The organism is Streptomyces sp. NBC_01210, from assembly GCF_036010325.1.
Lineage (GTDB): Bacteria > Actinomycetota > Actinomycetes > Streptomycetales > Streptomycetaceae > Streptomyces.
This window is the reverse complement of the sequence record NZ_CP108549.1, coordinates 1-14,388: the sequence shown is the minus strand read 5'-3', so window position 1 is coordinate 14,388 and position 14,388 is coordinate 1. Positions and strand designations below refer to the sequence as shown.

Here is a 14,388-nt window from a genome sequence, read left to right as displayed (position 1 = left end):
CTCAGTCCTCCTCAACCAGGTGGGCACGGCGCAGGTCGCACAGCACGGTGAAGGCCGCCGAGGCGGCGGCCTCGCGCACCTGCACGCGGAAGCGGTGGGCGAGCCGGTAGTGGCCCACGCCCAGCTCGTTGGCGCGGTAGGCCATCCCCTGTTCCACCAGCCAGTCGAGCGCTTCCTTGATCACCCGCCGGGTGCTCGACTCCGACAGCCGTCCCGCCGGTGTGAGGCGCGACGACGGAAGTCTGGCGTACACCCGCCAGGCGGCCTGGAGTTCGGGGTGCACCACGGTCAGCCCGTCCGCGTCCACGGATGCTTCACGCAGCCGGTCGGTGAGCCGGCGAAGGAAGTCGTCGACCTCGGCCAGTGAGATCCGTTTGACACCCTGCTCCTCCAAGTCCGCAGGAGTGGGGTAGACGCGGGCCGCGATCGCCACGTGCGCGAGTCCCAGGACGAGGCGGTCCTTGACCCCGAGCTTGGGATGGTCCTTGAGGCGGTAGGACAGCCAGGACCCCTCTCGGGGATGCAGGATCAGCCCTTCGGTCTGGTGGGCCTCGATCACGTCCAGGTCCAGGCCGTCGGCGGCGGCGTCCGCCGCGTCGCGGAACGGGCCGTCCATTCGGTAGCGCTGCAGCATGTCCCGGTAGCGGGGAACGCCCAGGGGGCGCAGACGCGGCTGGCAGCCGAAGCACACCAGGGCGGAGGCGTCGGCCAGGTCGGCCGGAGAGTAGATGGCCGCGGAAGTGGTCATACCAGAACCTCCAGGTCGTCCTCGGAACAGGCGGGATCGGGGATCAGCGACTGGGCGGGGACGAGCAGCAGGTCGCTGCCGGCGAGCGTTCCGAGATCGAACACGGCGCCGTCGTCGAGGACCACCAGATGGTCCTCCAGCAGGTCGGCCAACTCGTCCGCCGTCCCTTCCTCCTGCTCGTCCTCCGGATCCGGCGCGAAGGCCCGCAGAACGCAGACGGCCAGGAGGTCAGCGGCCTGCAGACCGTGCGCCAGCGCCTGCTCCAGCAGCCGGGACAGCCGCACCGGCGTGCGCAGGGCCTGCGTGAGCAGGGCGCGGGCGGCGGCGACGTCCTCATCGCTGAAGAGACCGTGATCACCGGGGTCGTCGGCGATCAGTTCGATCTCCTCGTCCGCGAACGCCTCCCGCACCTCGCGGGCCGGAGCCAGCAGCGAGGCCCACCAGTCCCGCAGCCGCGGGACGTGCGCGACCACCGGTCCGCCGGCCGCATCCGCGAAAATGCTCGCGACCGCCTCGGCGTCGTCGGCGCCCAGGCACAGCAGCGGCTCCAGCACGTCCTCCTGCATCCCCACCAGCGCAAGGCGCGGGGGAGGCCTGAAACGCTGCTCGGCCTGGGAACGCAAGAACGCCGGACGGGCGTCGATGACCTTCTCCAGAAGCTGGGTGTGCCGCAGATGGGCCCGCCCCAGCAAGCGCAGGATCCGCTCGCAGGTGCGCCGTACCTCCGCGTCGTCCACATCGTTGCGGACCTCACGCATCCACTCCATCAGGTCGCGCTCCACCCGGTGACGTTCACGAAGGTGTGCGCGGGACGCCCTGAGCAGCTCCGGGACGTCCTGTCCCCAGTCCACGGCCCGCACATCGCGCTCGGTCTCCGCCAACACCGCCCGTACCCGTTCGCAGTACATGAGGGAGAGCTTCAGGCTCTCCGCCGCGCTCTCCTCGGCACGTCCCCAGCGGCGGGTGCTCACCTGGCGGCGCAGCATCAGGTCCTTCGCTGCCTGCACGTCCTCCAGATCGTGTTCCAGGCCGGACAGCAGGAGGTTGATGGCAGGGGTCGTGGCTCGCAGTACGGCCTGGTCACGCCGCCCGAATCCTTCCTCCAGCAGCCGCAGGGACAAGGTCACCCTGCTGTGCCCTTCGCGGTAGTCGCTGTAGGAGACGTCGAAATCCTCGCCGTCCTGCGCGTCGTTGAGCAGCTCACGCAGGACGAATCGGGCCACCGCCAGGTGCTCCGAGGCATCCCGCCCGGGCGCCGCCGATGCCGCCAGGGAGGCGAGGAACTGAACCACCTCCTCCGTTGTCGCTTCCGCCTCCATCTCCTGCTGGCTGACCACCGCTTCCAGCGCGGCCAGGGCGAGAGTGCGGGGGTCGTAGAGACCCCGGGGGAACCGCTGCCACGCGGTGCGCTGGTCGATGCGGTGCAACGGCGCCCCGCGCGCGAGGACCGAACTGCGCCGGACGAATCCCGGCTCGGCCACCAGCGCGCGCCACTCGTCGACTCCGTCGCAGGCGGCCGGAACCGAGCCCAGCAACCGCCGCTCCTCCCGGTCCAGCAGGGCCTGGACCATCGTGTCGAGACCGTCCTCCTGATCACAGCCCGGGCTGTGGGGGAATGCCTTCGTCTCTTCTGCCATGGAGTCAGTGGAGCAGCCGCCACTGACAAAAAGGACAAAATTTCCCCGGTGGGCCACCCGGTCGGAGCGCGACCAAAGGGATGAAGTGATGTCCGGCCCGCGGCGTCCCTGTTGTGCCGATGGAGTCATCCGGGCTCCGGCCCGGGCGGTAGGTGCGCGGCGGCCACTGGCGACATCAGGCTCCGCCATGAGCGGCGAGTTTCAGATAATTAATATCTGCAAAAACATGCATGGAATGCTTATTTTGATGCGTTTTCCGCATTGAATCTGATAGAGTCGGAGGTATGGGACTGGAGGAGTCGTTGCGGCTGACGGTGGCCGCACTGATGCAGGCGACAGGCGAGTCACAGAGGTCGGTGGCCGGGGCGCTCGGACTGACGCAGACGCAGATCTCACGTCGGCAGTCAGGTGCCACTTCATGGACCCTGCGCGACGTCGACACGCTGGCCGGGCACTACGGCGTCGCCGCACTGGATCTGCTGTCCGGGCCGACCAGGGCGTGCGAGGCACTGCCGGCCGGCCGGCGCCGCAGCACCCGGACCGAGGCGAAGGGAGCCGGCCGGTGAGCGACTACGACGCGATCGGCCGGCGCCGCAGCACCCGGACCGAGGCGAAGGGAGCCGGCCGGTGAGCGACTACGACGCGATCGATTCGCTGCTCGCCTCCATCGGCCCGCAGGCCGAACTCCCGGCCCCCGAGCTCCGCCGCGGCCTGCGGGAGCGGGCAGGGCTGTCCAAAGCGCAGGTTGCCCGTGCGCTGGGGGTGAGCCCGTCCACGGTCGGCGGCTGGGAGAGTGGCCGGGACCCGGCCGGCGACACCCGCGCCAAGTACGCGTACCTACTGGAAGGGCTGAGCACCAAGCTCAACACCGATACCGAGACCACGGCGATGCCGACTGAGGAGCAGCCCGTGGCGTCAGGCGCTGCTGCGGTGGCCGTCACCTCTACGTCTTCGCCGGAAGTCGGCCAGGACGAGGACGAGGTGGAGCTGCTCGCCGTGCCCGAGCCGTGTGTGCTCTGCGGCCGTCCCGCCGAACAACGCGTGGCGGGGTTCGCTCAGCACCTGGACCCCTCCGACTGCCAGGCGACCCCCGCCGAAACCCCGAAGCATCCGCCCACCGCGCCCTGCCCGGCCGACGGGAAAGGTGCGGCCCCGCGCGGGCGGGCGTTCCAGGAGCCGTCCGGGCCGGCCGACTTGATCCCCGAAGCGGTGCACGCCGCGCTCGCCGAGCACCAGGGCGATGTCGAAGCCGTGAGCACCGCGTTGCTGAAGCGGGCCATCCCGGACGCGATGCGTCTGCTGGACGAGACCCGCAAGGGCGCCCGTTACGACGTGATCGCCCACCCCTGGATCCCCGACATCCTCAAGAAGCAGACCTCCAAGGGCGCCGACCAGATCTGGGAGGCCCGCCCCAAGTGGACGCGGCCCGAACTGCCGCCCGGGAAGCACGAGGTCACCGCGCTCGACATCAACGGCGCCTATTTGAGCGCACTCAAGACCCACCTCCCGCTCGGCCAGCTGGAACACTCCACGGGCTTCGCACACGACCGGCGCCGCGCCGGAGTCCACCTGATCACCCCGCCCGCCTGGGAGCACGACGCGGTGCTGCCCAACCCGATCGGCCAGCGCGACGAACCAGGACCCCTGTGGGTCACCGAACCGACCCTGCGCCTGCTGCTGCGCCTGTCCGGTCCGAAGCATGGCCTGTGTGAGCCGCCCGAGATCCACGAGTCGTACACCTCGGGCGCCACCGAGAACCTCCTGGAGAAGTTCCGGATCGCCCTCAAGGACGCCCGCGACACCGCGATCGCAGACGGCGACGAGCTGACGCTGGAGTACGTGAAGGCGATGTACTCCAAGTTCGTGTCCACGATGGGGGAGTCGAACTACAACCGGGAGCTCTACCGCCCGGACTGGATGCACATCATCCGCTCCCAGGCCTTCGCCAACCTCTGGATGAAGGCGCTCAAGGCCCACGACGGGGGACTGGCTGTCGTACGGGCGATGGGCACCGACGAACTCCACGTCATCGGAGACTGGCGCCGTGTCTTCCCCGAAGGCCGCTCGGTTACCGAGGTCAAGGTCAAGGACACATACACCGCAGGAACCGGCACCGACGCCGGCACGGGGCAGGAGCAGTAAATGCCGGAGAAGAACATCGAGTTCGGGAAGTTCGGAGCCCGGGGCATCAGGGGCAGCGACGCCGTCGCCCGCCAGCTCGACCGGCTCGCCGGCCACATCGCCACCCCAGTGACCGCCAAGCGGGGCCTGATGGCACGCCTGCACTACCTGACGACTTCGGGCAGGACCTGGCAGGCCGCCAAAGACGCCGGACTGACCGTGAGCGACCGGACGCTGAAGGCATGGCTGGAGGACAAACGCCGTCCGTCGAAGGCCAACCTGAAACGCATCGACGCCGCCTACAGGGCGGTGCGGCGCCGCAACGTCGCCCGCCACCTCACCGCCCGCCTCAACCGCGAGGGCCGAGGCACCCGCGTGGAGATCCACCCCCTCGACCAGTCCGGCGTGGCCCGCCCGCTCCAGCGCGTGGTCGCACACCGGACGATGAACGTGCGCCGCTGGGACAAGATCGTCGGATCCTGGGCGGCCGGCGACCACCAGGGCCTGGACGACGCCTGGACCGCCGATGTCCTGCCCGACCTCGGCTCCCAGTGGGGCCAGTACGAGTACGTCAAAAACATCGGCTTCGCCGCGTAGAGACCGACCCCCGCAAGGCAATGGTCTCCAGCGTCTGCCGGCATGGCGTACGGTGGTGCGAACCGGCGCGGGGTGGAGCAGCTCGGTAGCTCGCTGGGCTCATAACCCAGAGGTCGCAGGTTCAAATCCTGTCCCCGCTACTGCAGGGTGGGGGCTCCGAACCGTACGGTTCGGAGCCCCCCACCCGTATGAGGCCTACATGTCGGCAGCCGTCATGCCCAACTGCCAGGTCAGGCACGAGCGCTGGCGCACCGAACCGGTCCGGGACGCGATCCGGTCGTGCCCCGACGCCAGCATCAGGCGACACTGGTCGGCCGGACGGGACGCAGCGGGCACTCCCATACGGTGGCGCCCCAGCCATACCAGCAGCGCCTGACGCCCTTCAGCCAGGTCCACCCCCCACCGGACCATCAACTGCTCCACGTCCGCGAGCCACCGGGCCCGGCCCGCCGCATCCCGCTGCCCCGCCCGTTCGAAGTCCAGCATGGCGCCTGCGAGCTGCGCCGCCTCCGGGTAGATCACCAGCGGGGCCGCCCGCATCTCCCGCGCGCCCAGCCCAGCCGTCCAGGCCCGCTGCACCCAGCACACGGTGTCCGGCATCCGCGTCCACCAGTACACCGCGACCTGGAAGGCATCGGCGAACAACTCCTCACCGGCCGGCCCCCAGCGTGCGGCCAACTGCTGCCGCACGCGGTGCGCCGTCAGCGTCTCGGGCAGTTCGGCCAGCTGAACGAAGTCCGGACCACGGCCGCGGGAGTCGTCCGACCAGTAACCGTGCCGCAGGCACACCTGCCAACTGTCCGGCGACATCAGCCACACCGGCTCGCCGACACCTAGCTCATCACCGCACAGCGCGCAGTGCCGCACGAGATGCCCCGCCAGCGGCTCCCAGGGCCACTTCCACTCCGCCGCTTCCTCCTTCTCGCCCGCCAGCAGCCGCTCTGCGCCCAGACTGGGCAGATCCTGCTGCAGAAGACCAGGCGACCGGTCAGCCAGGACAGACAGATAGAGCAGCCCCGCCTCGTTCACGTACATCTCGGTGCACTGCGGGTACTTCTCCACCCGCGGCGGGTCCACGGATGCGTCGCCCTGTCCGACCCGGTCGAGAAAATCAGCCAGGCTCAGACCGTTGGCGTGTGCGAGCCGGTTCACGAACGACCCTGTCGACTCACCCGCCACCGGCCCCACGCGCAGCGGCAGCGCCCTGCGAGGCCCGTACAGGCCGGGATCGTTCAGCACAGCTGTCCTTCCGCCGAAACTGCCACCGCGGGCACCGTGACCGGCCCGGCAGCAGGCGGTCAAGAGCGCCAGCACTCGTTCGGGCGAACCCAGGCGAACGTCCTGCCGCAGCACCGCACACCCCTTCCACCCTGGAAACCAGGTGCACGCGCACGCCATCACCAGGGAGGACCATGGCCCCGACGACGCGCATCCGCCCGGACTCGACCGCCCCTGCCTCTGCCCGGCGCCTGAAGACCCGTCTGCGCGGACGCCAGCAGTGCGCCGCGGACGCCTGCGTGAGCAGCTTCATCGAGGGCTACCGCCGCGCCACCGTCTTCATGGCCACCGGCACCGGAAAGACTCTGGTAGCCCTGCACGTCGTCCAGGAAACCGCGCCCGAAGGCGTCTCCCTGGTCCTCGTACCCTCACTGCGACTGCTCGAGCAGACCGCAAAGGCATGGCACCGCGAAGGACGCCCCGGACGCTACCTCGGAGTCTGTTCCTCAGACCACCCGGCAGACCCGTACCTGGTTGGCGTCCTCACCATGATCCATACCGGCGACGAACTGGCCGGGCAGGCAGCCGACACCCACGGACCGCTCAACGTGTTCTGCACCTACGACTCCCTCGACAAGGTCGTCGAAGCCCACCACGACTTCCACCTGCCCCGCTGGGACGTCGTGGTCGCCGACGAAGCACACCGCACCGCCGGTGACTACAACAAACCGTGGGCCCGCGTCCACCACGACGACAAACTCCCCGCCCGCCACCGCCTCTACATGACCGCCACACCCCGCATCCTCGACGAGAAGAAAGCCCGCGCCCAGGGCATCAGCTCCGACACCGTCATCGCCTCCATGGACGACGTGAGCATCTACGGGCCCGTCGTCTACCGCATCTCCCTGAGAGAAGCGATCGACGAAGGACTCCTCGCCGACTACCGCATCGCCGGCGTCGTCATCAGAAACGAAGACCTACGCGGCCTCCTGAACCGGCTCCCCGCAAACACCTGGAGCGGCGAAGCACTGCGTGCCGCAGCCGCCCAAGTCGCCCTGCTGGTCGCACAGCACCGCTACGACCTGCGCCGCACCCTGACCTTCCACCCCTGCATCGACGCGGCGGAAGTCTGCGCCGACACACTCCACGAGACCGCAGCCCTCATGCCCCCGGCCTACCGCACCCCCCTGCAGGTCGGCACCGTCAGCTCCAGACAGACCCCCTTCGAACGCCACAAGAACTACACCGCCTTCGCCGACACCCCCCTCAACACCCCCACCTCACAGCAGCCGCCCCGCCGGGCCGTCCTCACCAACTGCCGCTGCTGCGCCGAAGGCGTCGACATCCCCGCCATCGACTCCCTGCTCTTCGCCCACCCCAAGACCAGCACCATCGACATCATCCAGTCCATCGGACGCGCCCTGCGCCAGACCCCCGGCGACGGCAAGATCTCCACCATCGTCATCCCCATCTACATGGCCCCCGGCGAAACCCTCGCAGAGGCCGTCAAGAAGACCGCCTTCCACCTGATCTACCGGGTCCTCATCGACCTCGACGTCTACGACGAGCACACCTTCCACCTCGTCGACCACTTCCGGTACCCGACCGACCCCACCGCCACCCCTCAGCTCGCCCCGCCCCCGGAACGCGCCGACGAGATCATCCCCGTCCTCGACCTGAACGACGTCATGGCCCCCAACCGCGTATGGGAAGCCGCCTTCGAAGTCGCCACCGACTTCCACACCCAACACGGTCACCTCGATGTCCCCAGCCTCTACCTCCACGGCCGTTTCCACCTCGGCTGGTGGACCGGTGTGCAGCGCTCCATGCGCAAGAACGGCCTGCTCCTGCCTGAACGCATCGAGGCGCTGGACACGCTCGGCATGATCTGGGAACACCCCCCGCACAGCATCGAACGCAAACTCCTCATCGCCCGCGACTACGTCACCCACCACGGACACCTCGCACCCCGGTGGGCCGAACACCACCAAGGCCTACACCTGGGCCGCTGGCTCGCTGAACGCCGAAAAGAAGCCACCACCCGCCGCCTGCCCCACTGCTACCAAAGGGCCCTGAACGAGATCTACCCCTGGTGGAACGCCAAAGGCAAAGCCGAATGGAAACGCACCTACGCCCACGCCCACGCCGCCGCGCGCGACAACACCCTGATCTTCCCCGGCCCGCACCAACTCACCGGCACTGTCCCACTGCTCACCCAGTGGCTGGCCAACCAGATCGACAACCTCACCGGACTCGAGACCTACCAGCACCACCTCCTGGGCGACCTCCCCATCGAGCACCCCCTGGCCCTCCTGCTGCGCCACCCCCGTAGCGCCTCACAACGGGCCTTCGCCCGAGGACTGCAGGCCGCCTACACATACCGCCGCCGTCACCATCACCTGGACGTTCCCTGCAACTACACCTGCGAAGACGGCCCCGAATTCGGCTTGGGGAGGTGGCTCGCCGAGAAACGGCGCGCCCCGCAAACCCTCTCCCGGGAACAACTGGACGCCCTGGAAGCCCTCGACATGCGCTGGACCTCACGCCACCGGCACAGCACAACCTGAACCGCCGTGCGCACCAGCAGACCACAGGAGTACTCCGGCATCATGACGACACCGCCCCACTCACCCGGCCGGCTGCCTGCCTTCAACATCGGCCTCACCCACGTCACGCTCCCCACCTCACAGGTACAGGTCAACCGCCTGACCGAACTCGTCAACGAATTCACTCTGGGCACCGACGTGATCGTGATCGTATTGAGCACCGTCACCGACCCGGCCTCCCCCCACCCGGACGAGACCGACGTCGATCGAAGCCGCTTCACCTGGCCGCCCTGGCAGGGAGACGTCATCCCTGAGGCCCACCAGAAATGGAAGGCAGTCTTCGCCACTCGGGACCGCACCTTCAGGGGCATCTACTACGAGGGCCCCACCCTTGAAGAGACGCCGACCATCCGTGTCCCAGCCACCGTTCTGTCCGACGCGATGTGGAAGATGGTTCAAAAAGAGTCCTGCGCGGTCCTGTGCACCGGCCTCACCGGGGACCCCTCCGCAGCTGAAATCACGGCCGCCCTAGTAGAAGGAACGCTCCAAGCAGTCCTGGTGGAAGCCTTGTTCGCCTAGCCTCCAGACCAGCCCCACGACATCCCCTAACGTTGCACGACACGACCCACGCCCGCCGCCACGGGCCTCCGCAACGCCATTCAGCGAAGGACAAACGACACGATGGATCTCGCCGGCCGCCGTTCCCTCGCGCACTGAGGACCCTGCCCCATGTCTTCCCCCGACGAGCCCCTCGCCGAAATCTCGGCTGTCACTGCCTCCCAAGCCCGCCCTGCCCGGCTCTCACTGCGCCCGGACCAACAACGGGCGGTCGACAGCGCGGCACGCCACCTCGCACGCGCGCGGACCCGCGGACACGCGGTCTCGGCCTGCGGCACCGGCAAGACACTCACCGCGCTGCGGACCGCCGAGGCCCTTGATGCCCGGCACCTGCTCATCGCCGTGCCGAGCCTGGACCTCATCTCCCAGTGGGCCCAGACGGCCCGCAACGACGGACGCCGGGAAGTGATGATGGCCATCTCGTCCCTGGCCGCGGGCAGGCACCCCGTCCTGGCCGGAGCCGCTGTCCACAGCACCAACAACCCGGAGTTCCTGGCGACTTGGCTGGCCCGGCACGAGCACGCCACCGTCTTCGTCACGCTCGACTCCCTCCCGAAGATCGAACAGACCCAGCACACCCCCGCTCCTGTGCCAACCTTCGACCTGCTGATCGTGGATGAGGCGCACCGCACCGCAGGAAGCTGGGACAAGGACTGGACCGTCCTGCATGACCACACCCGCATCCGGGCCGACCGCCGGCTCTACCTGACCGCCACCCCCTACGAATGGGACCCGCCCCGCCTAACCGAAGCACCCACCACCCACCCCCAGCCCAGACGTACCGCCGCGACCGCCCCCGCCTGGGACACCCCGGCCCTCGTCGCCTCCATGGCAGATGTCAAAACCTTCGGCCCCCGCCTGCACACCTACAGCCACGCGGACGCCATCGAAGACGGAGTTCTCGCCGACTACCAACTGGTCGTCCCCACGATCACCGACACCCAGCTGCGCACCGTACTGACCACCCCCGAGGCGCACTCCGGCTTTGGCCCGACCGTGCGCCGCACCACCGCGCTGCACCTGGCCGTCCTCAAAGCGATGACCGAACACGACCTCCACCACGTGATCGTGTACTTCCAACAGGTCGCCGACGCCACCGACTTCGCCCGCCAGTTCCCCCACACCCTGCGCACCCTCGCCGAGGACCAACGCCCCGTCTGGGCGAGCGACCTGGTGGTCCAGTCGATCAACGGCACCCACACCCCCGGCCAGCGCCACGACATCCTCACCGACTTCGCCACCGCCGACCGCGCCGTGCTGACCAACTCCCAAGTGCTGGGGGAGGGGATCGACCTGCCGGCCGTCGACGCGGTCGTCTTCGCCGACCGCACTGCCAGCGTCCGCCGCATCGTCCAGGCGCTGGGCCGCGCCCTGCGCAAACCCCCCACCCAGACCACGAAGACCGCCAGCCTCGTCATCCCCGCCTACATCCCCCACGGCGCCGATCCCACCGACCTCCTCGGCACACCCTACGAGGCCCTCTGGCTCGTCACCGCCGCCCTGCGCCACCACGACCAGACCATCGCCGCCCGGGCCCCCCGCACCACCGCCAAACACCGCCTCGAGCAGGGCACCCGCACCCTCCTGGCCCGCCGCTTCCGCTTCGACTTCACCCTCAACCCCGACAGCATCGCCCAGGCCATGGACCTGATCGCCTGGCCCGCCGACAACGCAATCCTCTCCGCCCCACGCAGGGCAGGCCTGGCGGCCGCGACCCGCTTCCACACCGAACACCACCACCTACGCGTCCCCACCGACTACGAAGACGCCTACGGCTACCGACTCGGCACCTTCATCGCCGGCCAGCGCACCGCCCGCAGACAAGGCATTGTCACCGAGGACTGGATTGCCGAACTCGACGCGCTCGGCATGATCTGGGACGACCACGAAGCCTCCTGGAAGGGCCACCTCACCACCGTCACCGCCTTCCACACCGAGCACGGCCACCTCGCCATCCCCCTCCACCAACCCGGCGGCCAATTCCTCGTCAGCCAACGAGCCCTCGCCCGCAACAATCGCCTCCACCCCGACCGCCACGCCCAGCTCGCCACCATCGACCCCCACTGGACCCTCCCGTACGGCCCTGACTGGCACCGCAAATACCACCTCCTACGACGCCACATCGAAGCCGGCCACAGCCCGACCACGCTGCGCCGCGACACGGTGATCGACGAGGTAAAGGCGGGAAGCTGGCTGCACCGCCAGTTCTCCACCTGGAACCAGCTCACCCCCGGACAACGCGACCTCCTTACTCGCCTGGAACTGACCCCGGCCGCCGCTCCCCTGACACGTGCACAGCAGATGAGCTCACCCGCAGCAAGGCGGCCCCGTCGTTCCTTCGAGCAGACCGCACAGATCCTCCGGGTCTTCGTCGAGCGCTGGAACCGACCGCCCGGCTCCCGGGAATGGGTCGAGGTCGACGGAGAACGGATCATGATCGGACCGTGGCTCAGCAAGGCACGTTCCAAGCGGAATGCCAGTCAACTCACCGACGAGCAGAACCACTTGATGGCGGAGATCCTCCAGGCAGACTGGACTTTTCGCGAGTCCGGTTAAGCGGGCCCGGCCTCAGTCAGACGCGACTATGCGGAGTCGCCTCTGACCCGGCCACATCGCACAAGCGTCCGTGCCCCCAACGTAGTTCGGGACCAGAGCGAGACTCGACGCTGGCCACGGCGCGGCAACGGCGCTCGCACCCGAGCAAGCGGCTGCTCCGCCCGAGTTGAGCACTTCAACGAATACGCCGACACCACCCGCCGGACAGCGAACCACCACAACTCCCACCGCGCGGTGGGCCCTCCGCAACCGGTAGAGGCCGGCGAACGTTGATCGTTCTGATCAGGCCGACGGACTGCTGCCCGTCACCGAGCACCACGGGGTTCCAGCTCCAGCAGGCTGCGCAACTCCAACACGCCGTCCCACAACGTCGCCACACAGATGTCACCACCGAGAGCAGTTGTCTCGGTCCAGCCGTCGTAAGCGTGGCCTGCGTTGCGCACAGGCTTCCAGTCCTGAGCCCGCCACTCGGCGAGGATCTCCCGCTCCAGCCGCTCGGCGTCACGGCCACGCGTGAAGGACAAAGTGTTGTACAGCTGCCAACCCCGGCCGCGGTGCTTCTCGATCCGACCGGTCCTCAGGTTGCAGATCCCGACCTTCGCTGCCTGCAGGCCCTGGTGGTGCAGTAGATACACGAGGGCGGGCCGGTCACGCTTGAATCCGTATTCGGCGCACTCGGAACAACCCGTGCCACGGCTGTTCACACTGCCCAGGGTGGGAAACACCTCTGCCCCGCACACCTGGTTCACGCATCGGCACTTCCAGCGCTCGCGCACTCCCGGATACGGCTCCAGTGGCTCCAGACCCGCTGCCACCATGATGCCGTGCGCCTCATCGCCAGCGATGACGACACCGGCGCACCACTTGCACGCCTGGGCACCGCGCCGGACCCATCCGAGCCGCGGATAGATGATCCGCTCTGGCGGCCCAGGGCACTCGGGAGCCAGGCACCGGCTGCGCCAGCGCTCGTTGACCCCCGGGTACGGCTCAAAGGGCTGGGCACCGGCGGCGAGGAGCTCGCTCACGGCCTGCTCCTCGGGTACGCGCATCCTCCCACCGCAACGCTGGCACCCTCCCTGTCCGGTGAGGACGACGTTGGCGTAGCTGGGGGCGATGTCGTCCGCCCCGCACTTCAGGCAGACACAGGGCCAAGGCCTGCCGGCCGCCTTGTACGGCTCCTGGGGCTCCACGCCGCGCTGGATCATCTCAAACACCGCACGTTCGGGCCGTACAGCAACCCGGGCACAGTACTTGCACGCTGACACCCTGCTCAGGCGTGCGTCCGACAGACGCGGCCGGATATCGGCCGGATCGCCCTCCCACAGCCCAGGACACAGCGCGCTCAAACACCGGCTGAGCCAAGGAGCGTCCACCCCCGGATATGCCTCCAGCGGCTCCACCCCGGCGGCTCGCATCTCAGCCGCGGCCTGATTTTCCGGAACCTTACGCAGGGCAGCCCCTCGAGCACGGCCGCACGGCCTGCAACCGCCGCTGTTCGGCCGCATCACATTGCGGTAGATCGGATCGACGAATTCACCGCAGTCCATACAGACACTCAGCCACCGCTCGCCGCTCCCGGGCCACACGGAGATCGGCCAAACCCTCTTGGCGATCATGTTCGCCTTGGCGGCCTCGGGATCGAGATAGCGAGGCATGCGGCCTCCAAAGGGCTGACCTCACGCTGGAGTTGGCGCGGCAACTGGTCCATCTCGCGTATGCGCGTTCGGTGTTGGACGACGATTCATTCGAGGCTATCTCCTCGCGCGTGCATGATCGCGAGCAACTCGTTGGCCGCGCGGCAGGCATGCTGGTGACGTGTTGTGCCCCGGCTCGGGCCGCGTCCATCTGACGAGGCACGCCCGACGTGAGGCATGCCGGAACCCGCCAAGCACGGATCCCACAGGCCTGATACTCAATCAATTCCTCCTGAAAGCCAGCCCTGTGAGGCTGGCGGTGTGGCGGACTTTCGAACAGACCGTTAGACATATCGTCCCGACCGAGGAGACGGGGGAGGGCCAACATCACAGAAACTTACATAGTTTTCTGCTTCCATTGAAGCACCAGGAGGCACCACACTGAGTGCCGCAGAGGAAAGGCGAAGCGCCGGAGGTCCGCAGCCAGCTTGAAGCCGACCGCGGAGCGGGCGGCTTCCCAATCAACCTGAGTTACAAACCAAGTTGGCACGTACCGCTTACATAAGGCGGGGTGGATGGCGGATCGCGGAGCGATCAGGACTCCACCCGCCGACCCGACACCCTTGACTCGCGGAGCGAGTCAAGGAACCGGCTGCGGAGCAGTCGGCGTAGCCGCGGAGCGGCTACGGATCTTCCGCCGCGTAGCGGCGGCG

10 protein-coding genes and 1 tRNA gene are annotated in these 14,388 nt (G+C 68.5%); 7 read left to right on the top strand and 4 right to left on the bottom strand.

Annotated features, from left to right (window positions below):
- Nucleotide 1 precedes the first annotated feature (1 nt).
- Nucleotides 2–748 (bottom strand): hypothetical protein, encoded by a 747-nt coding sequence (locus OG735_RS00055; RefSeq protein ID WP_327321071.1) that lies wholly within the window; start codon nucleotides 746–748, stop codon nucleotides 2–4.
- On the bottom strand, nucleotides 745–2,385 hold the full coding sequence (locus OG735_RS00050; RefSeq protein WP_327321070.1) for a hypothetical protein: 1,641 nt from the start codon (nucleotides 2,383–2,385) through the stop codon (nucleotides 745–747). The genes OG735_RS00055 and OG735_RS00050 overlap by 4 nt, the downstream gene beginning before the upstream one ends.
- Nucleotides 2,386–2,669: 284 nt before the next feature.
- On the opposite strand from OG735_RS00050, the gene OG735_RS00045 reads away from it, so the two are divergent.
- From OG735_RS00045 to OG735_RS00030, 4 genes are all read left to right on the top strand, one after another.
- A complete protein-coding gene (locus OG735_RS00045) occupies nucleotides 2,670–2,951 on the top strand; it encodes a helix-turn-helix domain-containing protein (protein WP_327321069.1) in 282 nt (93 codons plus the stop codon).
- A 61-nt stretch (nucleotides 2,952–3,012) separates the two neighbouring features.
- Nucleotides 3,013–4,527, top strand: coding sequence for a helix-turn-helix domain-containing protein (locus OG735_RS00040; RefSeq protein WP_327321068.1), 1,515 nt, complete (start codon nucleotides 3,013–3,015; stop codon nucleotides 4,525–4,527).
- Nucleotides 4,528–5,103 (top strand): transcriptional regulator, encoded by a 576-nt coding sequence (locus OG735_RS00035; protein WP_327321067.1) that lies wholly within the window; start codon nucleotides 4,528–4,530, stop codon nucleotides 5,101–5,103.
- A gap of 66 nt (nucleotides 5,104–5,169) precedes the next feature.
- Nucleotides 5,170–5,243, top strand: a tRNA-Met gene (locus OG735_RS00030).
- A gap of 55 nt (nucleotides 5,244–5,298) precedes the next feature.
- Here the strand turns inward: OG735_RS00030 and OG735_RS00025 are convergent.
- Nucleotides 5,299–6,342, bottom strand: a complete 1,044-nt coding sequence (locus OG735_RS00025) for a TniQ family protein (RefSeq protein ID WP_327321066.1) — start codon at nucleotides 6,340–6,342, stop codon at nucleotides 5,299–5,301.
- A gap of 173 nt (nucleotides 6,343–6,515) precedes the next feature.
- On the opposite strand from OG735_RS00025, the gene OG735_RS00020 reads away from it, so the two are divergent.
- The 3 genes from OG735_RS00020 to OG735_RS00010 all read left to right on the top strand — a co-directional run bounded on the left by OG735_RS00020 (nucleotide 6,516) and on the right by OG735_RS00010 (nucleotide 12,041).
- On the top strand, nucleotides 6,516–8,888 hold the full coding sequence (locus OG735_RS00020) for a Helicase associated domain protein (protein ID WP_327321065.1): 2,373 nt from the start codon (nucleotides 6,516–6,518) through the stop codon (nucleotides 8,886–8,888).
- Nucleotides 8,889–8,930: 42 nt separating this feature from the next.
- Nucleotides 8,931–9,446, top strand: a complete 516-nt coding sequence (locus OG735_RS00015; RefSeq protein ID WP_327321064.1) for a hypothetical protein — start codon at nucleotides 8,931–8,933, stop codon at nucleotides 9,444–9,446.
- A 150-nt stretch (nucleotides 9,447–9,596) separates the two neighbouring features.
- Nucleotides 9,597–12,041 (top strand): DEAD/DEAH box helicase, encoded by a 2,445-nt coding sequence (locus OG735_RS00010; RefSeq protein ID WP_327321063.1) that lies wholly within the window; start codon nucleotides 9,597–9,599, stop codon nucleotides 12,039–12,041.
- A 305-nt stretch (nucleotides 12,042–12,346) separates the two neighbouring features.
- On the opposite strand, the gene OG735_RS00005 is transcribed toward OG735_RS00010, so the two are convergent.
- A complete protein-coding gene (locus OG735_RS00005) occupies nucleotides 12,347–13,246 on the bottom strand; it encodes a hypothetical protein (RefSeq protein WP_327321062.1) in 900 nt (299 codons plus the stop codon).
- Nucleotides 13,247–14,388: the final 1,142 nt, after the last annotated feature.

Excerpts from the sequence above, each read along its gene's own strand:
- OG735_RS00015 (WP_327321064.1), top strand. The coding sequence starts at position 8,931 with ATGACGACACCGCCCCACTCACCCGGCCGGCTGCCTGCCTTCAACATC.
- OG735_RS00035 (WP_327321067.1), top strand. The coding sequence starts at position 4,528 with ATGCCGGAGAAGAACATCGAGTTCGGGAAGTTCGGAGCCCGGGGCATC.
- OG735_RS00010 (WP_327321063.1), top strand. The coding sequence starts at position 9,597 with ATGTCTTCCCCCGACGAGCCCCTCGCCGAAATCTCGGCTGTCACTGCC.
- OG735_RS00020 (WP_327321065.1), top strand. The coding sequence starts at position 6,516 with ATGGCCCCGACGACGCGCATCCGCCCGGACTCGACCGCCCCTGCCTCT.
- OG735_RS00005 (WP_327321062.1), bottom strand. The coding sequence starts at position 13,246 with ATGATCCAGCGCGGCGTGGAGCCCCAGGAGCCGTACAAGGCGGCCGGC.
- OG735_RS00055 (WP_327321071.1), bottom strand. The coding sequence starts at position 748 with ATGACCACTTCCGCGGCCATCTACTCTCCGGCCGACCTGGCCGACGCC.
- OG735_RS00050 (WP_327321070.1), bottom strand. The coding sequence starts at position 2,385 with ATGGCAGAAGAGACGAAGGCATTCCCCCACAGCCCGGGCTGTGATCAG.
- OG735_RS00045 (WP_327321069.1), top strand. The coding sequence starts at position 2,670 with ATGGGACTGGAGGAGTCGTTGCGGCTGACGGTGGCCGCACTGATGCAG.